At 35.4% G+C, this 24,338-nt stretch carries 15 protein-coding genes; 3 read left to right on the forward strand and 12 right to left on the reverse strand.

Translation table 11 applies throughout. From position 1 onward, the window contains the following. Positions 1-91: 91 nt before the first annotated feature. The 6 genes from AC1VAQ_RS13575 to gshAB all read right to left on the reverse strand — a co-directional run bounded on the left by AC1VAQ_RS13575 (position 92) and on the right by gshAB (position 12,520). Positions 92-850, reverse strand: coding sequence for a MerR family transcriptional regulator (locus AC1VAQ_RS13575; protein WP_334306962.1), 759 nt, complete (start codon positions 848-850; stop codon positions 92-94). A 277-nt stretch (positions 851-1,127) separates the two neighbouring features. After that, positions 1,128-1,586, reverse strand: coding sequence for a GNAT family N-acetyltransferase (locus AC1VAQ_RS13580; protein ID WP_302598852.1), 459 nt, complete (start codon positions 1,584-1,586; stop codon positions 1,128-1,130). A gap of 26 nt (positions 1,587-1,612) precedes the next feature. Beyond that, positions 1,613-2,296 (reverse strand): L-2-amino-thiazoline-4-carboxylic acid hydrolase, encoded by a 684-nt coding sequence (locus AC1VAQ_RS13585; protein WP_302598851.1) that lies wholly within the window; start codon positions 2,294-2,296, stop codon positions 1,613-1,615. Between the two features lie 240 nt (positions 2,297-2,536). After that, on the reverse strand, positions 2,537-6,064 hold the full coding sequence (nifJ, locus tag AC1VAQ_RS13590; protein WP_302598850.1) for a pyruvate:ferredoxin (flavodoxin) oxidoreductase: 3,528 nt from the start codon (positions 6,062-6,064) through the stop codon (positions 2,537-2,539). A 408-nt stretch (positions 6,065-6,472) separates the two neighbouring features. Further along, the gene (gene nifJ, locus AC1VAQ_RS13595) at positions 6,473-10,021 is read right to left on the reverse strand and encodes a pyruvate:ferredoxin (flavodoxin) oxidoreductase (protein ID WP_302598848.1); all 3,549 of its coding nucleotides are present in this window, start codon (positions 10,019-10,021) and stop codon (positions 6,473-6,475) included. A gap of 168 nt (positions 10,022-10,189) precedes the next feature. Further along, positions 10,190-12,520, reverse strand: coding sequence for a bifunctional glutamate--cysteine ligase GshA/glutathione synthetase GshB (gene gshAB / locus AC1VAQ_RS13600; protein WP_302598846.1), 2,331 nt, complete (start codon positions 12,518-12,520; stop codon positions 10,190-10,192). Between the two features lie 458 nt (positions 12,521-12,978). On the opposite strand from gshAB, the gene AC1VAQ_RS13605 reads away from it, so the two are divergent. The 3 genes from AC1VAQ_RS13605 to AC1VAQ_RS13615 are packed head-to-tail and all read left to right on the forward strand — an operon-like array spanning position 12,979 to position 16,375. Beyond that, on the forward strand, positions 12,979-13,854 hold the full coding sequence (locus tag AC1VAQ_RS13605) for a DUF4358 domain-containing protein (RefSeq protein ID WP_302598845.1): 876 nt from the start codon (positions 12,979-12,981) through the stop codon (positions 13,852-13,854). A gap of 9 nt (positions 13,855-13,863) precedes the next feature. Next, positions 13,864-15,249: an MBOAT family O-acyltransferase gene (locus tag AC1VAQ_RS13610; protein WP_302598843.1), complete on the forward strand. Its 1,386-nt coding sequence runs from the start codon at positions 13,864-13,866 to the stop codon at positions 15,247-15,249. A 10-nt stretch (positions 15,250-15,259) separates the two neighbouring features. Beyond that, positions 15,260-16,375 carry a DHHW family protein gene (locus AC1VAQ_RS13615; RefSeq protein WP_302598842.1) on the forward strand — a complete coding sequence of 372 codons (1,116 nt, stop codon included), beginning with the start codon at positions 15,260-15,262 and terminating at the stop codon, positions 16,373-16,375. Positions 16,376-16,534: 159 nt separating this feature from the next. Here AC1VAQ_RS13615 and AC1VAQ_RS13620 read toward each other — a convergent pair whose 3' ends face one another. The 6 genes from AC1VAQ_RS13620 to AC1VAQ_RS13645 all read right to left on the reverse strand — a co-directional run bounded on the left by AC1VAQ_RS13620 (position 16,535) and on the right by AC1VAQ_RS13645 (position 24,331). Next, complete coding sequence (locus AC1VAQ_RS13620) at positions 16,535-17,560, reverse strand: SAM-dependent methyltransferase (RefSeq protein WP_302598841.1); 1,026 nt, start codon at positions 17,558-17,560, stop codon at positions 16,535-16,537. A 514-nt stretch (positions 17,561-18,074) separates the two neighbouring features. Further along, entirely contained in the window at positions 18,075-19,352 is a 1,278-nt protein-coding gene (gene eno / locus AC1VAQ_RS13625; RefSeq protein WP_302598839.1) for a phosphopyruvate hydratase, read from the reverse strand. A gap of 261 nt (positions 19,353-19,613) precedes the next feature. Further along, positions 19,614-19,925 (reverse strand): rhodanese-like domain-containing protein, encoded by a 312-nt coding sequence (locus AC1VAQ_RS13630; protein ID WP_302598838.1) that lies wholly within the window; start codon positions 19,923-19,925, stop codon positions 19,614-19,616. A gap of 101 nt (positions 19,926-20,026) precedes the next feature. Further along, positions 20,027-20,212 (reverse strand): hypothetical protein, encoded by a 186-nt coding sequence (locus tag AC1VAQ_RS13635; protein ID WP_302598837.1) that lies wholly within the window; start codon positions 20,210-20,212, stop codon positions 20,027-20,029. Between the two features lie 229 nt (positions 20,213-20,441). Beyond that, on the reverse strand, positions 20,442-24,071 hold the full coding sequence (locus AC1VAQ_RS13640) for a cupredoxin domain-containing protein (protein ID WP_302598835.1): 3,630 nt from the start codon (positions 24,069-24,071) through the stop codon (positions 20,442-20,444). A 17-nt stretch (positions 24,072-24,088) separates the two neighbouring features. Next, positions 24,089-24,331 carry a hypothetical protein gene (locus AC1VAQ_RS13645; protein ID WP_302598834.1) on the reverse strand — a complete coding sequence of 81 codons (243 nt, stop codon included), beginning with the start codon at positions 24,329-24,331 and terminating at the stop codon, positions 24,089-24,091. Positions 24,332-24,338: the final 7 nt, after the last annotated feature.

Here is a 24,338-nt window from a genome sequence, read left to right on the forward strand (position 1 = left end):
ATGTTTAAAAGGAGTGCTATTCATTTTTAAACAGTAGTTTCGCAATTACCTATTTGATGTAAAAATAATAACACCAAACAAAAGTCTGGTGTTAAAGTGGAGGGTTTGAATATTTTCTTTTCATTTCATATAACATTTCTAATATCTCTTCAGCATTTTGGATAGCTAAATTCAAAGAAATTATAAGCTTATCACATACTGAAATAATATCTTCATTTTCATTAGGTGAATTTAATACCTCGTTAATATCAGCTTCATTATGCTCTGATAATTTATTAAGCATTCTAAGTATAGCAGAAAGAGAGTAATTACCACATTTGAGAGAGCGAATAACCTTTAAGCGTTGGATATCTTCATAAGTGTAAATCCTATATCCATTTTGCTTTCTCTTAATATTTACCAATCCATTCATCTCCCAGTTACGAAGAGTATCCATAGATATTCCAAGCAATTCTGAAACCTCTTTACGCTTCAAATTAAAGTCTTTTTCATAATTTAATCTATCCATTAACTTACCTGCAATATCTACAGCCTCATTAGCATTGTCCATCTCTTTTTTAATAGATTTAATATACTCCTTAGTTAATACAATCGCTTCATCAAAATCTTGTTTAGCTGACATCTTAACAATAGCTATTGCCTTTTTTCTTAATCCATTTTGCAGAACTTCAACTTCAAAAGCCTTACGTGCTAACTTAAGCTGATATATATGCAAATCTGTAAATACACGATACCCATTGTCTTTTCTAATAGGCTTTGATATTAACCCTAAATCCTCATACATACGTACAGTATTTGAATGTATTCCTATCAACTTAGCTACTTCACTTGTTTTATAAGTTTTATCTATCGACTTCACTCCCTTTATAATCATTTTGATGTTATTTTATCTTTATTATTATCATAATATATAATTCCATTTTTTATATAGAGAAATCAACTAAAAACTTGAAATATACATGTAGGTAAATAGATTTCTCTCAATGATTTCACATTACTAAAAACTATGAATAACTAAATCTTATAAATGTGAAATCTATATCATACATCAATATAAATTTTTATAAAAAATAAATACAAAAAATTATTTATTGCATAAATTTACAGTTAAATTGTAATTTGAAATATTACTTATGATACAGTTCACGCTTATTAATTCTAAATACCATCGGCGTATATCTTATGCCATCTGCTAACTGCTCTTCTTGAAGTTTTGAAAATCCTAAATGCTCATAAATTCCTACCGCATATGGTGATGAATTCACAGTAATAGCATTACCCTTATTATTCTTAACAACTTCCTCAAACAATTTTCGCCCAATTCCCTGCTTATGACATTCACCTTTCACAAAGAATAACGCTATATGATTCCCATTATTTCTAGTCGCAATAACCCCCACTATTTCATCATCTTTATATGCCCCATAAAACTTCAGTGACTTAACCCAACTAGGGTCTTTTGCACACTGGGTAAAAGTCTCAACCCCTTCCTTAGAATATTCCGGTGCTTCATACGCCATAAACACCTCCAAAACTAATGCCAATGCCTTAGGCATATCTTTTTCTACTAATCCCCTAATCTCCATCTAAACACCCCCTCATAAAATTATTTTTATTTTTTACAAATAAATTTAAAATCACAAAGTTTACCTTGATTCCCCAAAGTTTGAGTACGTATAAACTTAACATGCTTGCTCATATTATCATAAAACAAGTTATCAACGGCACAAAAAATAGATGTTAATTCTTCACAACCAAACTCTTTTAAAGTTTTAAAGTATAGGCAGTCATGCATATTAAATGCAATTTTATCTTTAGTATTTTCAACCCACTCTATATTCCAAAATTCAGTTGGATACATTTTCATAGCCAAAGAGAAAAAATACTTAAAAATTTGCCTAAAAAATGGCAGCCTGCCACAGCAATTAATAATTGCCGCTTGTGACTTATAATAAAATAAAACATACTGCCTAATACAATCATGGCATTCTTCTGTTGTACATCCCATTGAAAGTAATGTTTCATAAGTAGCAACTGCTGGTAAAATAATTGTATTTAGTTGCATCGCTGCCATTTTATTTTTAATGGGTATCTGACTTTCTATTTTATTCTTTAAATTGTTTTCTAAAGCACTCTCTTCTATTTGTATATTACACATTTTAGCTAGGTATTTAGGACATTTCTTAAATATACTTTTAGCATAATATGGCATATTTTCCCCCTCTGCACCCCTACGCCATTTACTTACTGACGAGCACTTTCTTTTTCCACCACAGCAAGTTCTCTTATCCGCCATGCGAGACTCTTAAATACGTAGAATAGCAGAGGGGGAACACTCGCTGTAAGCTACATTCGGCGTGAGGCTTAGAAGGTCTTAGTGAAGTGTTGCTTATGGGTTTTAGCGTGACTGTTTGAGTGCGTGGTTTTCGCACGAGTTTCACGCGTTCATAAGTAATACGAACTTAGACATTCTTAGTCTCACGTAGACAGTAGCTGTAAGCGAGGGTTCCCCCTCTGTGGCTCTACTTCATCTTACTTACTGACGAGCAAGTTTGCGATAAGATTCAAGACGAGCTTTTGCATTTTCCTCAGCAAGCTCGAATAATTCTTCTGCTTGTTCTGGGAATTGTTTAGCAAGTGATGAGTATCTTACTTGAGCCATGATGAAATCTCTGAAGCTTTCTGTTGGCTCTTTTGAATCTAATGTAAATGGATTTGTTCCTTCTGGTACATCTGGGTTGAAACGGTATAAATGCCAGTAACCACATTTAACTGCTTGGTCTTGGTTAGCAATTGTTCTACCCATACCTTCTTTTAAACCATGGTTGATACATGGTGAGTAACAGATAATGATTGATGGACCATGGTGTGCTTCTGCTTCCATGATAGCTTTCATGAATTGGTTTTTATCTGCACCTAATGCAACTTGTGCAACATATACGTTACCATAGCTCATCATCATCATACCTAAATCTTTTTTACGAGATTTCTTACCTGATGCTGCGAATTTAGCAATAGCAGCTGTTGGTGTTGCTTTAGATGATTGACCACCTGTATTTGAGTAAACTTCTGTATCAAATACTAATACATTAACGTCTTCTCCTGTAGCAAGTACATGATCAAGTCCGCCGTAACCAATATCATATGACCATCCGTCACCACCAAGCATCCATACAGAACGTTTTACAAGGTAGTCTTTCTTATCATCAATTTCAGCTACTAAAGCTTTAACTTCTGGATCTTCACTACCTACTTTATCAAGTACTTCAAGAACTTTTTCACTTACAGCTCTTGATACTGCACCTTCTTCTTTCGTATCAAGCCATTCAGTAAAGGCAGCTTTTGCTTCTGCACTGATTTCTTTATTGACTAAAGCTTTCATTGTATCTGTAAGTTTGTTACGCATTTGTTTAACACCTAAGTACATACCAAGTCCGTACTCTGCGTTATCTTCGAATAATGAGTTAGCCCATGATGGTCCATGACCTTTACTATTTTTAGTATAAGGTGTTGAAGGTGCTGAACCGCCCCAGATAGATGAACATCCTGTTGCATTGGCAATCATCATTCTATCACCGAATAATTGTGTAACGATTTTAATATATGCTGGTTCACCACAACCTGCACAAGCGCCTGAGAACTCAATGAGTGGTTGTTTGAATTGGCTATTTTTTACATTGTTAGCTGGTACTAAGTCTTCTTTAGGTGCAACTTCTTTCATAGCGAAGTTCCAGTTAACTGTTTCAGTTTCTGTTTGTGAGTCAAGTGGTTTCATCACAAGTGCTTTTGTTTTAGCTGGACAAACGTCTACACAGTTACCACAACCTGTACAGTCAAGTGGGCTTACTTGCATTCTATATGTAAGTCCTTCGAAGCCTTTACCAATAGCTTTCTTAGTTACAAAGCTTTCTGGTGCTTTTTCTGACTCTTGTTCGTCTACTAAGATTGGACGAATTGTAGCATGTGGACAGATGAATGCACATTGATTACATTCAATACAGTTTTCTGGAATCCACTCTGGTACTTTAATCGCAATACCACGTTTTTCATATGCTGCTGTACCTGCTGGGAATGTACCATCTTCAATACCGTTGAATGCACTTACTGGAAGTTTATCGCCTTCTTGAGCATTCATAGGTCTTAAGATATTTGTGATGAATGCAGGTTCATCTACTGTTACTGCTGCTTCATCTTTTACACCAAACCATTCATTTGGTACATTAATTTTAACTGCTGCTTCAAATCCTCTATCAATAGCTGCATAGTTCATATTAACAACTTTTTCACCTTTTTTACCGTAAGCTTTAACAACGGCTTCTTTAAGGTATTTGATAGCATCTGCTTCTGGAATGATTTCAGCAAGTTTGAAGAATGCAGATTGCATAATCATGTTTACTCTGCTACCAAGTCCGATTTCACCAGCAATCTTAGTTGCATTAACTGTGTAGAACTTAATATCATTTTCAGCAATATAACGTTTCATATGTGCTGGAAGATTTGCTTCTACTTGGTCTTCATCCCAAATACAGTTAAGTACGAATACACCGCCTTTTTTAAGGCCTGATAATACATCATATTGATGTACATAAGATTGGTTATGACAAGCAATATAATCAGCTTCGTCAATTAAGTATGGTGAACGAATAGGTGTTTTACCAAAACGAAGGTGAGAAATTGTTACACCACCAGATTTTTTAGAGTCATATGCAAAATAAGCTTGTGCATACATGTCTGTATGGTTACCAATAATTTTAATAGCTTGTTTATTAGCACCAACTGTACCATCTGAACCAAGTCCCCAGAATTTACATCTAACAGTACCAGGCTCTGCAATTTTAAGTGTATCTTTGATTTCAATAGATGTACCAGTTACATCATCATTGATACCTACTGTAAATCCATTTTTAGGATTTTCACTATTTAAATTATCAAATACAGCTTTGATTTCTGTAGGTGTTGTATCTTTTGAACCAAGTCCGAAACGTCCACCGATAATCATTGGTGCATTTTCTTCGCCATAGAATGCTGCACGTACATCTAAGTATAAAGGTTCACCATTTGAACCTGGTTCCTTTGTACGATCAAGTACACAGATTCTCTTAACTGATTTAGGAACAGCAGCTAATAAATGTTTTGTAGAGAATGGTCTAAAGAGATGTACTTTTACAACACCAAGTTTAGCACCTTTAGCATTTAAAGCCTGTACTGTTTCTTCAATAGTTTCTGTGATAGAACCCATAGCTACGATAACACTTTCAGCATCATCTGCACCGTAGTAATTGAAGAGACCATAGTTTCTACCTGTTAATTTATTCATTTCACCAATGTACTCTTCTACAATTGGTACAAGGTTTTCATAGAATTTATTGCTTGCTTCCCTTGTTTGGAAGTAGATATCTGGATTTTGAGCTGTACCTCTTGTCACTGGGTGATTTGGTGAAAGGGCATTATCTCTGAATCTCTTAAGAGCATCCTGGTCTACAAGTTTAGCTAAATCAGCGTAATCAATTGCTTCTACTTTTTGAATTTCATGTGATGTTCTAAATCCATCAAAGAAATGTACAAATGGTACGCGACCTTTGATAGCCGCAAGGTGAGCAACTGGAGCAAGGTCCATAACCTCTTGAACAGAACCTGTAGCAAGCATTGCGCAACCTGTTTGTCTTGTAGCCATAACATCTTGATGATCCCCAAAGATATTTAAAGCTTGTGCAGCAAGCGCACGTGCGCTAACGTGGAATACACCTGGCAATAATTCACCAGCTACTTTATACATATTTGGAATCATAAGAAGAAGTCCTTGAGATGCTGTAAATGTTGTTGTTAGAGCACCTGCTTGTAATGACCCATGGAATGCACCTGCTGCACCCGCTTCTGATTGCATTTCAATTACATTAACTGTTTGACCAAAAATATTTTTTCTGCCATTCGCAGACCATTCATCTACTACCTCCGCCATAGTTGATGATGGTGTAATAGGATAAATAGCCGCTACATCTGTAAAAGCATATGCAACGTAAGCCGCCGCAGTATTACCATCAACGGTCATCATTGTCTTTGACATATAATCACTCCTTATAAATCTATAAAATTATTGGCACACCTATTCGGAAATGTGTAAGTATTTTCCAAACACTATGTTACTTTTTATTTTATCTCACTATTTTAATTTTGTAAACATTTGGACTATATACAAATTATTCTAATAACTCAAATTTTTATTTAGCTTTTTATATAAACTTTATAATAATATATCATTAGACTTTATCTTTTCTTCATTTCTCTAGTAAAAATAAATAGGTGACAATGCAAAATTTATATAAAATCTTACATCATCACCTAAGTTTCTATTTATATTCGATTACAAAACTCTATGCTTTAAGCATCATCTTTATTTCACAACTATTAACTCTCTATCAATAATCTTCCATTCATCATTAATCCGCCATCATTAATTATGAATTATTTTTCCTTATTCAATAGTTGAATTCTCAGCTAATCGTTTATAGTTGTTATATCGTTTCTTAGCATTTTCCTCTGTCATTTCAAATAATTCTTCTGCTTGTTCTGGGAATTGTTTTGCAAGAGCTGAGTATCTAACCTGAGCCATAATGAAGTCTCTGAAGCTTTCTGTTGGTTCTTTAGAATCAAGTACAAATGGATTCTTACCTTCAGCTTTAAGATCTGGATTATAACGATATAAGTGCCAGTAACCACATTTAACTGCTTGTTCTTGGTTAGCTGATGTTCTACCCATACCTTCTCTTAGACCATGGCTGATACATGGCGCATATGCAATGATAATAGATGGACCTTTGTGTGCTTCTGCTTCAAGTATCGCTTTCATGCATTGTTGTTTATTAGCACCCATAGCTACTTGTGCCACATAAACATTTCCATAGGTCATCATCATCATGCCTAAATCTTTTTTACGAGATTTCTTACCGGAAGCCGCAAATTTAGCTATAGCTGCTGTTGGTGTAGCCTTAGATGCTTGACCACCTGTATTTGAATAAATTTCTGTATCATAAACTAAGACATTAATATCTTCCCCAGATGCCATGACGTGATCTAAACCGCCATAACCAATATCATAAGCCCAACCATCTCCACCAACAATCCATATAGAACGTTTTGCAAGATAATCTTTGTACTTATTAATTGTATCTAGAGGCACTTTAGCCGCCTCATCACTAATATTATTGCTTTCAAGCATTTCAAGTACTTTCTTACTTGCTGTTTTAGAACCTTCTCCATCTTCTTTAGTGCTCAACCACTCTCTGCAGATTTCTTTAACGCTTTCATCTACATTACAGTTTTCAAGTTCACGGATGGCATCTGCAAGTTTATTACGAAGTTGTTTCACAGCTAAATACATACCATAGCCATATTCTGCATTATCCTCAAACAATGAATTTGCCCAAGATGGTCCCTTGCCTTCACAGTTAACTGTATAAGAGGTTGTTGGTGCTGATGCGCTCCAAATAGAAGAACATCCGGTAGTATTTGCGATCATCATATGATCACCATAAAGTTGCGTAATAAGCTTGATATAAGCTGGTTCACCACATCCTGCACAAGCCCCTGAGAATTCATAAAGAGGTTGTCTAAATTGACTGCCTTTAACAGTATTTGGTGGTACGAGGTCTCCTTTATCTTTAACTTGCTCTACAGAGAATGCCCAGTTTGGTACCTCTGCTTCCACTTGAGATGCAATTGGTTTCATGACAAGTGCCTTTTGGTCCTTCTTGCCTGGACAAATATCTGCACAGTTACCACAGCCTGTACAATCCATAGGTGCTACCTGAATTCTAAATGCCATACCTTCTAAGCCTTTACCCATTGCTTTTAACGTTGTATAGCTTTCTGGCGCCTTGCCTTGTTCTTCTTCATCTAATAAGAATGGACGAATTGTTGAGTGAGGACATATAAATGCACATTGGTTACATTGAATACAATTTTCAGGTACCCACTCTGGAATCATAATAGCAACGCCACGTTTTTCATAAGCTGCTGTACCTGTTGGGAAAGTACCATCTTCAATGCCATTGAAGGCACTTACAGGAAGTTTATTACCTTCTTGTGCACTCATAGGACGTAAAATATCTTTGATAAATGCTGGTTCTTCCACTTTTTCTGGTGCTGGTTCTTCTGCATTTTTCCAAGACTCTGGAACATTTACCTTAACAGCTGCACTAAATCCTCGGTCAATGGCTTCATAGTTCATATTAATGACTTTTTCACCTTTTTTACCATAGGCTTTTACAACAGCTTCTTTAAGATATTTCTTAGCATCTTCTTCTGGAATGATATTAGCAAGTTTAAAGAATGCAGACTGCATAATCATATTAATACGATTGCCCAGACCGATTTCAGAAGCTATTTTAATGGCATTAACCGTATAGAAATTAATATCATTTTCTGCGATATATTTTTTAACCTTTGCTGGAATCTTTTCATCTAGTTCACTTTCATCCCATAAACAGTTGAGTACAAATGTTCCACCTTTTTTAAGGATGCTGACCATATCATAAAGATTGAGATAGGATTGATTGTGACATGCTAAATAATCAGCTTCATCAATAAGGTAAGGGCTATTAATAGGCTCTTTACCAAAACGAAGATGTGACATAGTGAGTCCACCAGATTTTTTAGAGTCATAATCAAAGTATGCTTGGGCATACATATCGGTATGCTCTCCTATGATTTTAATGGCTTGTTTATTCGCTCCTACTGTACCATCTGAACCAAGTCCCCAGAACATGCAACGGATTGTACCTGGTTTTACAATTCTAAAGTTCTTGTCGCGTTCAAGTGAAGTATGCATCACATCATCATTGATACCAATAGTGAATCCATTCTTAGGATTATCACTGCATAAGTTATCAAAAACAGCTTTAATATCTGCTGGTACAGTATCCTTTGACCCTAAACCATAGCGACCACCAATGATTTCTTTTATATTGTCGCAGCCATAGAAAGCAGCTTTTACATCTAGGTAAAGTGGTTCGCCAAGGGCTCCAGGCTCTTTTGTACGGTCTAAGACACAAATCTTTTTAACTGTCTTTGGTACACAGTCAAGAAGATGTTTTCCTGAAAATGGACGATATAAATGAACCTTTACAAGACCATATTTTTTACCTTGTTTATTGAGCTCATCAATAGTTTGTTCAATGGTTTCAGTTACAGAACCCATTGCAATAATAATTTCCTGCGCATCTTCAGCGCCATAATAGTTGAAAAGACCATAGTTTCTACCTGTTAACGTATTAATCTTACTGATGTATTCATCTACAATAGGTACTAAATTATCATAGAACTTACTACAAGCTTCTCTTGTTTGGAAATAAATATCAGGGTTTTGTGCTGTACCGCGAATAACTGGATGATTAGGTGATAAAGCATTATCTCTAAAGGCTTGAAGGGCATCGCGATCAATAAGCCCTGCAAGATCATCATATCCAAGTGCTTCTACCTTTTGAATTTCGTGAGAAGTTCTAAATCCATCAAAGAAATGAATAAATGGTACACGTCCTTTAATAGCTGCAAGATGCGCAACTGGTGCAAGATCCATAACTTCTTGAACAGAGCCTGTACATAATAAAGCACATCCTGTTTGTCTTGCTGCCATAACGTCCTGATGATCTCCGAAAATACTTAAAGCTTGTGCAGCAAGTGCACGGGCACTGACATGGAATACGCCTGGAAGTAATTCTCCAGCTACCTTATACATATTAGGAATCATAAGTAATAGACCTTGAGATGCTGTAAAGGTGGTGGTTAATGCCCCACCTTGAAGAGAACCATGAAATGCACCTGCTGCACCTGCTTCTGATTGCATCTCCACTACATTAACTGTTTGATTAAATATATTTTTTCGCCCATTTGCTGCCCACTCATCCACAACTTCTGCCATGGTTGAAGAAGGGGTAATAGGGTAGATTGCTGCTACATCTGTATACGCATAAGCCACATAAGCAGCCGCCGTATTACCATCTACGGTCATAATTGTTTTTGACATATGAATTGCTCCTTTCTAAAACTAGTTTTCATGCAACTATTTGCTTTTAATTGGTTAATACTTCTTTTTCTCATTACACCCCACTAGTTTCTCACAGAGCTTAAAAATTCATACTCAAAAAAAACAAAAAATAAGTTATTTATTTAATTATTCATTTTATACTTTTTACTACTTTCCACAGCCTACGCTATCAAAGCCTAATACCTTTAATACTTTTTCTCCGATGTTACGCTGCGTTCCCTCATATGGGTAACAGTGAATATGAATGGCTGGATTGAAATTCAGCTCAATAATTGCATAGTTGCTGTTTGGGTCACTATAATCTTCGAGCATCATATCAACGCCGCAGAATTTGGCTTCCATCGCTTGAGCTGCTTCTACTGCAATTCGTTTGAAGCGTTCTGGAATAATATCAGTATAGTCAATGCTATCGCCACCTGTGCTGATATTAGAATTTTCTCTAAGGTACACAATTTCATCTTGAGCTGGAATATAATCAAAGTTTAAGCCCTTTTGTTTAAGGAACAATTCACTGCTGGCATCTAAGCCGATTTTTTCAAGCGGTGTTTTATAGCCTTTTCCTCTTAAACTGTCTTGATTTTTGATTTCTACAAGCTGGCGGATGCTGCTTTTGCCATCGCCTTTTACATTAGCTGGCACGCGGTGAAGAATGCCTGCTACTTCATCGCCTATTACAAGGAAACGATATTCTTTTCCTCTTGCAAATTCTTCTACTAAAACTGTATCATCATGTTCAAAACCAATTTCTAATGCACGTATTAAATCTTCTTCACTACCGCCTTCTGGGAAAATGCTGATTCCTTTACCGAAGTTGGTTGATTTAGGTTTTACAACAGCTGGTTTACCTGCATATCTTCTAGCTGCAAGCTGTAAACTTTGCCCCTTTGTAACCTCAATGCCTTTTGGTACATTTACGCCATTACGTTCAAGCACTTTTTTAGTAACTGTTTTATTCTCCATCATAAGCATCGTCACATAGCTGTCTTTAGATGTTTTAGTAGCTTGTTTCACATATTCTACGTGGCTACCATCTTTAAGTTCAATAAAGTTGTCAGAGCGGTCTAATACTTCTACTTTAATACCTCTTGTAATCGCATCACGCATTAAAATCTGCGTTGAAAGCTCTAAATCTTCATAACCATAAAGTTTATAACGGTGATTATACGCATCTTTTGCATATGCCTTTGCCAATTCTACTTGAGCTTCTAAATAACCTTTTTCATTAACAAGCTTTTTGAAACGATATGCATAAGTAAGCTTTGGATCTTTTAATTTTTCCATTGCTTTTTTTATGAGTGCTTCTTTGCCAAGGCCTAAAGCATTATTCATCTCTAACATTTCATTTAAAATTTCTAAGCCCCATGTTACTTTGTCCACTTCTTCCCCATTGTGAAGAAGCTTAATATCTAAAAGTCCAGACTTAGCAATTAATCTTTGATTATGATTACCTTCCTTTTGAATTTCTTGACTACTTAATTTTTTATTTTCTTCTTTAAATAGAAGATAAATCATAAATACATGTAAGAAATCAAGCTCATCGATTGTAATTCCCCCTTTATCAAATGGGTTATTATCAATACTTCTTACTTCAATGTATAAAATCCCGTCCTTTTCTATGGACTCTAATAAATTTGTGTTATCGATAGCTTTAGGACGAATTTGGCTATATAGTTCTTTATAATTTTGAATAAGTCCATCCTCTACAAATTGATTTAAGCTCTTAATATAGCTTGCTACACTGGTATAGTCAGGATATAAATCTACATCATTTTTATATCCACATTCACTTAAGCGATAAGACATAGCACCTTCACTTGTATAGCTTTTAGGACCTACTTTTTCAAGATGTTTAACGCATTCTTTTGTATACGATTCATGAATGACAGGCGCTGCTGCAATAAGATAAATCATAAGCCATCTATATTCTAAATAATTTCTTACAACCTTTAAGTACACTTCATCTTTAAAAACTCTATAACTTTTTCCTTCTCCAAAGTTTTCATGAAGTCTTTTTATAAATTCTTCATCGAATGAGAAATTATAATGAATCCCTGAGATAAGTTGCTTCTTACCCCCATATTTCTTGAATAACTCTTCACGGTATAATCTTGCTTTCTGACATACCTCACAGTCTTCATATTCTGCAATCGGAATTTGTTCATCCTCTGGAATATCACAAGGCATAGATTGTGGCCATAAGTATTCTTCTCCAATATTAAGTGCCACAATATCATAAAGTGCATTTAGGAAATCATATGTCTCCTTAGTCGTTCCTAAGTTAGGTGTAATTAGCTCTACTTGACTTTCAGAAAAGTCTGTTGTGATATATGGATTCTTAAGTTTACTTCCAAAGATTGCAGGATGTGGTGTGGTTGCTAATCTTCCATCAGTTTTTACACGTAATGCTTCTCTTTCAATACCAAAACTTCCTGCTAAAATTTCTTCTGGAGTAAATAACTTCTGTATTTTTTCTAGCATTTAACTACTCCTATTACATAAAGCGTATCATTATACATATTGTTGTATATCCATTAGTTTAATTTGCTTTATGCCCTTTCTATTTATTTTCTATATCCCTTTTTATCTGGAATATTAATCTTGTCCTCATTTTGTTTTATCAATTTATTTCTATAAATCTTATCTAATAAACACATTATTTTAAACACATTATTCAGTGCTTAACCCATTCATCCCTATTTTAGATAGTGTATGCAAATTTTCTACTTACTACCCTCAACAAAATCACACTTCCACTAGCTAGTATACATTATTTATTTCCAAACCAAAACATAATTTTACCAATACAACATTTTCCTTTATAGCCTATTTAATTTATGAATTTATTTCCAACTTGAAATTTTTAATTTAAGTGGAACCTTTTTATATTTCGCCTCGTCTTATGTTATTATACTTAAATTTTAAAGGAGTTTTATCTAATGAGAAAACAATTTACATATTTCATGGCAGTTCTTGCCCTTAGCACAACACTTATCGGATGTGGTTCAAAAGATACGGTAGTAGAACCGACACCTTCTACTGAAGTTGAAGCGCCTGCTGATACAGAAACACCAGAAGAAACACCTGCTACTGATGTAGAGGCTGAAGCAGAAACAGAAAATACTGACCAAAAAGAAGAAGCTTCTGCTGATACAGTGCAAAAAGAAGAAACAACAGAAGAAGCTTCTAAAACAGAAACTACAGATAAAACAGATACAGTAACTAGCAAACCAAATACAACACCTACTACAACAACTAAACCTAGTACGAATAACTCTACTAGCACAAGCAAACCAAGCTCAAATAACTCAGCTAGCACAAGCAAACCAAATACAAATAACTCTACTAGCACAAGTAAACCAAATACAAATAAACCTGAAACTACTCCAGAGGCATCTACTAAACCTGAAGCTAGCACAAAACCTGAAACATCATCACTTACAGCTTCACAAGTATTTGATAAAGTAATTGCTGGCGTAGAACTTCCTTCAACAATGGAAATGGATAGCACAATGATTAGTGATATGTACGGGATTGACACAAGTATCCTTAAAAGCTTCAAAGTTGTGGCACCTGTAATGAGCGCACATATTACAGAAATCGCCATCTTCGAAGTAAACAATGCTTCAGATATTGAAACTGTAAAAGCTGGTATTGAAAAAAGAGCAGGTGGCATCAATCCACAATACCTTTACCCATCACTTCAAGAAGCTTATGAAAATCGTCAAACAGTTGTAAATGGTAACTTCGTATTCTTTGCAATGGAAGATGAAATTGATACACTTGTCGCTAATTTTAATAGTGCAGTGAAATAGGATAAGATTATGGTATTTAGTAGTTTATTATTCTTATTTATATTTTTACCTTTATTTTTAATAACCTACTTTATCGTTCCTAAAAACTTTAGAAACTTTATTTTATTTATGGCAAGCCTCATCTTCTATGCATGGGGCGAGCCTATTTATGTGCTCATTATGATTTTCTCTACAGTGTTAGACTATACCTGTGGTAGACTTATTGACCACTTTAGGAACCATAAAGTGATTCCAAAGCTTGTCCTTATCATTTCTGTCTGTACTAATCTTGGTATGCTTGGCTTCTTTAAGTATTCTGACTTTGTAATTAGTAATATTAATCATTTTCTATCTTCACCTATAGAACTTCTGCATGTGGCCTTGCCAATCGGTATTTCTTTTTACACATTCCAAACTATGTCTTATACCATTGACTTATATCGTGGTAAAATTGGTGTTCAAAAAAATATCATTTCCTTTGGTGCCTATGTAGCTATGTTCCCACAGCTTATTGCTGGACCTATTGTCACCTACAATAATGTGGAAAAAGAATTAAATGTGCGTAGTACAAATTGGGAAACTTTTGGTGAAGGAAGTATTCGTTTTATAGAGGGGCTTGGTAAAAAAGTGCTTCTTGCAAATAACATTGGCCGCCTTTGGGATACAGTGTCACATACAGGAGCGAGTGAACTTACTGTTATGAGCAGTTGGCTTGGCATTATTGCCTTTGCACTTCAGCTTTACTTCGATTTTAGTGGGTATTCAGATATGGCGATAGGCCTTGGTAAAATGCTCGGCTTTAACTTCCCAGAAAACTTTAACTACCCTTATCTTGCAAAAAGTGTTTCTGAATTCTGGAGACGCTGGCATATGACTTTAGGCAGCTGGTTTAGAGAATATGTTTATATTCCCCTTGGCGGTAACCGTGTAAGTAAAGCACGTTTATTCTTTAATTTATTCGTCGTTTGGTTCCTTACAGGTTTCTGGCATGGTGCTGGCTGGAACTTCATCGTATGGGGACTTTTCTTCGCTGTACTTATTATGTTAGAACGAAGTTTCCTACTCAGTTGGCTTGAAAAATTACCAAGCATTGTAAGTCGTATTTACCTTATTTTAATGATTTTAATTAGTTGGGTATTCTTCTCACACGACAGCTTGATGCAAGGCCTTGACTACTTAAAAGTCATGTTCAATTTAGGGGGAACAAGTTTTTCAAGCACGCAGTCACTTTATAGCCTAACAAACTATGGACTCATTCTTGGTATTGGCATCTTATTTGCCACACCACTTATGAATAAATTAAAACAAAAGGCTCCTGACATAGTCCTTTACCTCTTTTATGTAGGAATTCTCGTACTTAGTACAGCTTACCTTGTGGATTCAACTTTTAATCCATTTTTATACTTTAGATTTTAGGAGATTTGCTATGAAATTAAAAATTGCTATGGGCGCTACCCTAGTAGCCTATGTCTTTGGCTTCTTCGCTCTTCAAGTCTTTGCAACGGATAAAACCTTCTCAGAACTTGAAAATCGTGACTTAGCTTCAGCACCAACCTTCACTAAAAAAGCTTTCTTAAGCGGCAGTTATGGTGAAGACTTTGAAAAATATATTGCTGACCAATTTCCACTGCGTAATAACTTTATAAGCCTTAAAGCTTATAGTGAGCTGGCTCTTCAAAAAAAAGATAATAACGGTGTCTTTATCGGTCGTGATCATTACTTTTTACAAGACTTTGCGGGCCCAGATACTACACTACTTGATAAAAATGCAGCTTATATTAATGAATTTGCTAAAAATTTCAATGTCTATATGATGCTTTCACCGACTTCAACTAAGGTGCTTTCTTATAAATTACCTGCTTATGCAGTACCTTATGATGAGGGTACTTATATTCATGATTTCTATAGACAACTTTCAAATGATGTGTATAAAATTAATGTCTTAGATACTTTATTAGATAAAAATACAGAAGACATCTACTATAAAACAGACCATCACTGGACAACGCTTGGTGCCTACTATGCTTACACGGAATTTGCCAAGTCTGCTGGTTTTACACCACTTAGTCTGAATGACTTTAATATCATTGACGCTAGTTCAGAGTTTTATGGGACGCTTTTCTCAAAGGGTAACTTTACCTTTGCAAAACCTGATACCATCCAAATCTTTGAGCCAAAAGAAAAAGTAGACGTTGAAGTCACTTATGTTGCAACTAATACTATCTCAAATAGTTTATATGCCTACAGCCACTTAGACACAAAAGATAAATACAGCGTCTTCTTAGATGGCAACCATCCACTTATTACGATTAAAACAGGCATTAAAAATGGTAAAAAATTATTAGTCATTAAAGATTCTTATGCCAATAGCTTAGTGCCATTTTTAACAAATCACTATGAAGAAATTCATATTATGGATCTTAGACTTTTAAATATGCCAATTACAACTTATGCAACTCAAAACGGCATTAAAGATGTATTATTCCTTTATAATGTACATGGTTTTAATACAGAAGCTAAATATAGCTTATTATCTAAATAAAAAAGCTAATAGGTTCCTGCACTATACACACAAAGTGCGGCAGCCTATTAGCTTTTTATAACGTTTTATACCTTTTTAGATTACTTTTTAGATTACTTTTTAGATTACTTTTTAGATTACTTTTTAGATTACTCTTTAGATTGTTTTTTAGATTAATAGTTATTTTGCTCTCATATATACAGTTACTTCTCTGCGATTGTGCGTTAGATTCTTAATCATAATAATCTCAAATTTCTCTTTTAAAATATTCACAGCGTCATATATACGCTTTTCCTCATCCTTGAAAGGCAGTTTAAGTGTCAAAATACATTCCCCACCTTTTATAATCTTATGATGTAAATTACATATAACCCTTGCTGCAATGACTGCATCTACGTTCATATCACAGGTTACTAGGTTAAACTGATGTACAAAGTTTATGTTTTCTACATGAGCTCTATAATGAGTAATATTTTTATTTCCTTTTAAATCTTCATGCAGTTCTCCTGGATCCACTGCATCTACATGAAAACCATAATCTGCAAGGACCTTCGTCCAGCCCCCTGGCGCGGCACCTATATCCAAGGCATAGCCTTCCCCCTTAACTTTTATCTTAAATTTGCTAATAGCTTCCTTTAACTTATTTTCAGCACGTGATATTTCTGCTGTTTCTTTACCGAGAACGCGATATTCATCACTTTGAAAGTTCAAATTATCCTCAGCCTTGGAATAACCTATGTAACAATAGTTTCTATTGATGAAAATAGAAATGATGTTGATATCATAATTGATAATCATGCTATCTGAAAATATTGGAATACTGCCTCTTTCCTCATAGTACTCCCCTATGAATACTTCTATATGCTTGGCATTATAATCCATAGTCCCTCTTATGATTCGTGCCTGTACAGAAAAGTATTCATTTGCCCGTAAGTTGCAAATAGATTGCACACCACTAAGCATCATCTCAAGATCTTTTTCTCGCTCATTTGCTAATGTCATTTCATAAGCCACGGGCATTATATGTCTTATGAATATAGGCTGACTCTTTTTAAGTGCTTCTATAAATAGATTACCATTCATTTTAGTAGATATAAGCGTAAATTCCACCCTAATATGCGTCAAAACAGCCTCCGGATCTACCTTCTTAATTTCTTCTATTGCATTATTTCTAAACTCAGTAAAATATGTCATGATGTACTGCATTTCATATTCGCCTCTTTCGTCTAATTATCTGGCTTAAACATTTATCCGCTTACATTTCCATCCATTAGCCTATTTGCCATGCCTTGCAAAATATTAGTCTAATTTGCATAATAGGCCTTCAATCTTTTTATCTATTCTAATCTTACTAGAATAAATCCGATTTCTGCTTTAGAGGCTCAACTTTCCACAGATAGCTGTTTCAGCTGGATTTTTATCCACATAATCCACTATAATTTTCACACTTTTATTAAATATTATCAAGTTTTTAGTTTTATATTTTATCTCTATTTTATCTCTATTTTATCTCTGTCTTATCACTATGAAAATTTATTTCTCATTTAGAAATCTAACAGCCACCTTTGTGCCCACAGATAAAGCAACTAACATCACGTTATCTGTGGAGATAGAAAAGTTAAAGACCTAACTTTCCTACTCTATAAAAAATGCCACGAAACTATTTAACACGTTTCGTGGCATTTCTTATAACTCTATTTATGGTTTATACACTATAATTTTAATAACAATCTTTACCTAAGTATTTTGCATTTGAACCAAGTTCTGCTTCTATGCGTAATAATTGATTGTATTTAGCAACACGTTCACTCCGACTTGGCGCACCTGTTTTAATTTGTCCTGCATTTATAGCAACAGCTAAATCTGCTATTGTGGTATCCTCTGTTTCACCTGAACGATGAGAAACAACAGCGCGATATCCCGCCTTGTGGGCCATATTAATAGCTGCTAATGTTTCACTTAATGAACCAATTTGATTTAATTTAATTAGAATACTATTTCCGCAACCAATTTCAATACCTTTTGCTAAGCGTGTTGTATTCGTTACAAATAAATCATCTCCAACTAATTGAACTGATTTGCCTAACTCAGCTGTAAGCTTTTCCCACCCATTCCAATCTTCTTCATCAAGTGCATCTTCTATAGAGCGAATAGGATAACGTTTGCATAAATCTGCCCAAAATGCTATTAATTCATCTGTAGTATAAGTTTTTTGTGATTTTGGAAGTAAATAGCCACTTTCAGCTTTCCACTCACTAGATGCTGCATCAATTGCTAATGCAAAGTCTGTACCTGGTTCATAGCCAGCAGCTTTAATGGCTTCTAAAATAAGCTCAATAGCTTCTTCATCTGATTCTAAGTTAGGTGCAAATCCACCTTCATCTCCAACAGCTGTAGATAACCCTTTTCCTTTAAGAATTTTAGCTAGGTTATGAAAAACTTCTGCACACCAGCGTAACGCTTCTTTAAAAGAAGGTGCCCCTATCGGCATAATCATAAACTCCTGAATATCTACATTATTGGCAGCATGGGCACCACCATTTAAAATATTCATCATTGGTACTGGTAATGTATTTGCATTAATCCCACCAATAAAACGATAAAGTGGTAAACCAAGTGCTTGTGCGCCTGCTTTACTTGCTGCTAAAGAAACAGCTAAGATTGCATTTGCACCTAATTTAGATTTATCAGTTGTGCCATCTAAAGCAATCATCTTTTCATCAATAGCTGCAATATTTGTTACATCCATACCGTAAAGAGCTGGTGCAATAATCTCATTGATATTGGCTACTGCTTTTTCTGTTCCTTTTCCTAAATATCTCTTTTCATCTTGATCACGTAATTCTAATGCTTCAAAAATTCCTGTTGAAGCCCCACTTGGTGCTGCACCAATGCCAACTACACCATTTACTAATGTTACAACAGCTTCAACAGTTGGATTTCCTCTAGAATCAAGAATTTCTCTTCCTACTACAGATTCAATATAATATTTTGTCATTTCCTTTCCCTCTTTCTTATGTATGTTAAATTAATCTAAACATAAAGTGGAGTCGGGCAAACTCCCACAGCTTGCCCAACCACATGAAGTAGTGATGATTGCTCATCAGTTGTATTGTTAAGATAATGATATATTATCAGACAATCTCAGCTTTGTCAATGATAACAATTATCATTATTAATTTTATTATTTTCAATTAAATATTCGCATAAAAAAAGCTACTCTCTATAAGAATAGCTTTTTTTATGCCCTTAATATACTTTACTTTTCAATTTCATATGGCCAGCTCATAATACCACCCATATCATATAAATTTGTATATCCCATATGTTCTAAAATAGCGCCAGCAGTTAAAGTTCTTACACCACTTCTACAATAGTAGTAAATTGGCTGATCAAAATCTGGTGCCACTTCTTCAATGCGCATTTCTAATTCTGGCAATGGAATATGAATACAGCCTGGAATATGGCCCTCCTCATATTCTGCTCTTGAACGAATATCAATTAAAATGATTTCCTTATTTGTATCTAAATTAGCTTTTGCTTCTTGTACATTTAATTTTTCTATACTCATATTATTTCTCCTAAGTTATCTCCCCTTTTACTCTACCTAGCTTCCCCATTAAAGTCAATCTTTAAAACTTAAGAGCGTCTGTTTCATTTCCCATTTTAGTATCATTTATTGGATAAGTTTTTATACGTTGTAAAAAATAATACACCTGCTACAAAAATAAGAACGGACATACTCAAACTCATCATAAGCCTATTTAATAGCACAACTACAATTCTTACCCCGCCAATAAACATAAGTAAATAGCTTGCATACAACAACAATTTCATATAAATTTCTTTATTTTCCATAGCAACCCTTCCTCACTAAAACATTATAAATGACTTAATATTTCTTTGACTGCATTTACAAATTCCTATGGTGCATCTAGATATGGATTGTGTCCTGTTTCTTATATATATTATATTTTCATTAGGATAGAACAGTGCTCTCAAATAAAAATACCTTTCGATTTATAGATATGACTTTTCTATAATGCGAAAGGTATTTTTTATCTAAACTATTAAAATCTATTGCTTTCTAATCTCTTAATGGCACTAGGGGTTCCTTCCCCTCTTCGACCACATGCATAACTCCCCACATACCTGATTCAACGTCCCATGTAATATTGGCAGATTGATACATATAATCGCCTGCTTGACCTATTCCCGCTGTTGCACCACCTAACATTTCTCTCTTATAACTATCTCCTATAGTTATTGCACCTTCTGTACCTATAATTGGTGAATTAATATTTTCACTTTCACTATGGCAAGCATGTTCATGCAGATAAAAACTCGTTGCCCTTGGTTTATCTGCTGCCATAAGCAACTTGAAGGTAATTGGATCACCTGGGTTTGCATAAAATATTGGTGTTGCTATATCTGATAAATCTCCTGGAATTGAAGAAAATACATCGCCTATATTAGGGTTAAGCAATAACCTATTATAAAATGGCTCACTTCTAAGGTTATATCCTTTCATACCTTGATCCTCTGTATCAAATTCATCACCATCTGGTGCGATTTCAGGATTAAAGAAAAACTTAGGAAGGATTTCTCCATTTTTATCCTCCATATAAATACCATTTTGTACAAGTAATACGAACTGTCTGTAATCTGGTAAAAATGGATTAGCTATAATAAGCTGTTCTCCCCATCGTGTTCTCTTACCCGTAAAAGGATTATAATATTTTGAACCCATTTCTGATAAACTTACAGCACCAAATAAACCATGTTTTCTGTGATTCATCACATCTCCCATATCTACCACAATAGCCTGCGTAGTAGTCTCAGGATAAAACCATCTATAGGTAATAGACTCACATACACCTATTGTTTGATCTGGATTAAAGCCTACAGTTGCGCCATCCGAACCAAGTACATCATATTCCGCTCCCTGACTATTCATAGAAACTCTCGGACTATAAGGCCAAGGTTTCTGTACGGGTACTTCAGGAAACTGAGGAACATCTAATTCTTTAGGCATCAGATTCACAAGTGTAAGTTCGATACCTTCTCCTGCATTAGCTGTAATAATAAAAGGTTCTGGTTCTTTGCTGCCACTCATAACTGCTACCGCATCCTTATAATCTACAAATACCATACCATATGGATCGTTATCTCCAAATTGATTGTAATTAATCTTCTTCTGAACTGCTGCTACATGATACTTTCTAACCTTAGTTCCTTTCGGGAATGGATGTCCTGGTGATGTTGCCTTAGGTGGAGGGCTTCCTGTCTTTTCTGGTAAAGGTGTTCTCCTTGGTGGTAAAAGTGGCCTATCGCCAAGCGGATATAAGCTAGGCATAAATGTGCCTCTTACTCTAGTAATTCCCCAAACACCTAACCATAAGTCATCCATACCACCAGAATAATAAAGTACATCAAAGTCTCTCTCATCACTTAAGCTATCTAATGAAAATTCAAAGGTAAATGTTTCTGAAATACCTATATGCTGTTCTTGTACAATTGGGGAATCTACATCTGTTCTATCTCTATGCCACATATAACGATTAAAGTTAATTGCATGAGATTCCTCATGGGCCCCATCGATTAATCTTACTCTTACAGGATCTCCTGCATAGCCTTCAAATACAGGTGTCCACGGATCTCCATGTACATATGAACTAAATACATAAGCCGGGTCTCCGCCTCGAATTTGGAATGGTGCACTACGATAATTAAAGGCGACAATACCCATATCCTCCATCATACCTGGTTCATCTGGTGGATTAAGCGGATTATTATCATCATAAGCTGGTACCCAGTCGTGTACAGCTAAACAAAATTCCCTAAAATCAGGACTAAATGGATTCTTAATAACAGCCTGTGTCCCAGCTTCAATAGGTTCTCCTGTATGCGAGTCAAAAAACTTAGAGCCTTCTGATTCTATAATCGCACCCCCGAATAAACCGTGAAGCTGTACAGAATTTGCAAAAAGGTGATCATGGAAGAAACAAACCTTCAATTCAACATCTGCATACCATCTATAAATAACCGTCTGTTCATGTGCCGTACCTGTCATATAGTTCCAGCCCGTATTGGCTCCATCAGAAGATAACACATCAAACTTTACAAAGTGTACGTGTGTAGATGCAAATAAGGTATGGATAAGAAGCTGAAAGGCATTAGGTCCTAATTCTTCTGGAAACTTATTTGTAAAATGAATTTCTATACATTCTCCTGCCAGTGCTCTAATGAATAGTGGTTCTGGATTTTTAAGCCCCTTCATAACTGCTTCTTCATCTTTTGCTAATACATAGAATCTGCCCTCAGGATCATGCCAATTGGCTTCATTATAAACAATATCTCGCTGAATACCTACAATATCATATCGCCGTATCGGTGCACCTGGCGGACAGGGATTTACAAATAATGCACCTTCTTTAAAATCATCTACTAATGCATTCTGTTCTAATGGCGTAATTGGAAAATCTCTATCAAATCCAATGGGTGGTACTGGACTTCTGCAACCCACTTTGCCAGGAATAAAAAATGGGAAGCCAGGACGCTCTGCTGTAGGTTTTGGCGGACATGGCCTATCTGGAAGTGGCATCAATCTCGTAACTGGTGTGCCATCCGGATAGCAGCGATTGCCTTCTTCAAGGACATCATGAATACGTTGAATTCCCCACATGCCTTCGTCAAAATGAGGATATAAATGGCAGTGATAAATAACATCTCCATAGGCTTTCTGCAAACTTCCTGCACCATATAAGATATCAAATCCAATCGTTTCACCTGGACTTAATGCACGTGAGTCATTTAAAAAGGATTCTTGTACACTAGGCTCTGATAACCATTGCTGTAAGTGCAAATGGAAAATATGCGTTTCTTTAACGCCGCCATGAATAGCATACCATCTTACAGGGTCACCCTTATAGCATCTAGGAAGAATGGTAGGTGGTGGATCACCAAAAACCCATGAATCATGGTGTACCTCTTCGCCTTCACAGAAAGGACATACGACCCCCTCCATAATAAGATTCATTCTATTACGCATAGGTTCTGCACGGTAATTTATAGAGTGTGTCATCGCCGCAAAGCCTGTCATGGGATCTACTGGTGTTTCACCAAATCGATTTTTAACGGCCGCTTCATCATGAAAAATAGTTACAAACTCTCTAAAATCAGGTCTAAATGGATGATGTATATCTGCAAAAACACCACTCTTAAGTGGACATCCTGTCTGTGGATCTGTCCATGTACTACCCGGTGCCTCTACCACAATAGCACCAAATAATCCATGTATATTGCTTCCGATTTCTGAACTTAAAGCATTTCCCAAATCACTAAAATGAAAGGCTCCTTGAATTTCTGCTTCCCATCTATAAACAATTGTTTTATTAGGTTGTGCTAGTGTACTTACATTACCGCCTACAAAAGCCCCATTAGATTGCTGCACTTTGTAAGGCAAAGCCTTGACATTTATGGATGCCGCAAAACACAGCTCATTCGTAAAGCTAATTTCTACTGTATCTCCTTCATGGACACGTATAACTAAGGGTTGCACTAAATCAACGTAGGTTCCTGGACATCTTCTTATAGCATCTTTTACTTTTTCCTTATTTTCATCTAAAACATACATAAGACCATTCGGGTCCACATCACCATATTTATTATAGACAATAGGAACTTGAATGGCTGATATATCAAAATGTCTAACCATTATTTCTTGCCCCCTGTCTAATTAATCGCTGGCATCTGGCCCGGTACCTCTTCTACAAAAAAAGCTGAAATCTGATCTAATTGAATTGTAAAAACACGATTCTTTAATGGTGCAGGTACACCAAACTCACTTAATACATAGATTTGACTAGGATCTGCATCTTGTAAGGTGCCTACAACAAAAAATGGAAAAGCTTCTGTCATAACAAGTATTTTATTTCCGATGCCTGCTGATAACTTATTTAATAATGAACTTCTCACAGTTTCT

Source organism: Cellulosilyticum sp., from assembly GCF_982396655.1.